This is a genomic window from Neisseria sp. HMSC065D04 (assembly GCF_001815675.1).
In the GTDB taxonomy this organism is placed as follows: Bacteria; Pseudomonadota; Gammaproteobacteria; order Burkholderiales; family Neisseriaceae; genus Neisseria.
The window spans coordinates 1-873 of sequence record NZ_KV821541.1 but is presented as its reverse complement, the minus strand read 5'-3'; the positions used below and the strand labels follow the sequence as shown (position 1 = coordinate 873).

General features: G+C 55.2%; 1 protein-coding gene. It reads left to right on the top strand.

The window, feature by feature from the left end:
- On the top strand, positions 1–873 hold an 873-nt coding region (gene vgrG, locus HMPREF3050_RS10280; protein ID WP_141758440.1), incomplete at both ends, for a type VI secretion system Vgr family protein.

Below are 873 nucleotides of genomic sequence, written 5' to 3'. Positions count from 1 at the left end.
CTCACCTTCGCCCGTTTCTCCCCGTCACTCTCTGTTCGTTCTTTCACCGCCTCCGAAGCCGCCAACACCGCCTACCGCGTCGAAATCACCGCCACTTCCACCGATTCCTCCCTGCCGCTGTCTTCCTACCTCAACCAGCGCGCAGCGTTTGAAATCCGTCCGCAGGAGGCCGTATTGTCCGAAGTCGCCGCCGCTTTCACAGCCGGTTCGGACGAATCTCCGGCGAAACAATGGCAGGGCATTATCACTTCATGCGAGAAGCTGTCCGTATCCAAGGATGAAACCGTTTACCGCTTTGTTTTAGAGCCGCGTTTCGCGGCTTTAAAACATTTCCAATCCTCCCGACTGTTTCAAAACCAAACCGTCCCCGACATCGTTGCCGCCGTCTTCAAACACCACGGCTTCTCCGGTGTCGACTACCGTTTCCAAAAAAGCCGCAGTTACACCGTCCGCGAGTATGTGACCCAGTATCTCGAAAGCGACTTCGCCTTTATCAACCGTCTGTGTGAGGAAGAAGGCATTTGGTATGCCTTCGAACAGCATGAACAACATGGCGATGTGGTCGTCTTTGGCGACAGTCCCGAACACTACTTCCGCGACCAAAGCCTGCCCGTTTCCTACCGACCCCATGCCGGACTGGAAAGCACCGGTACCGAAGCACTCTTCAACTTAAGCATCCGCCACAACCCCATCGTCGAAGGCATACGCAGTGCCGACTACAACTACCGCACCGCCGATACCGACCTCTTTGCCGAAACCGACAACAAACAGTCCGAAGAATCTGCCGACAATACCGTCTTATTGGGCAAACAGCAAAACTGGGGCCTTCATCCCAAAAACCCCGACGAAGCCAAAGTTCAGACGACCCTGCTG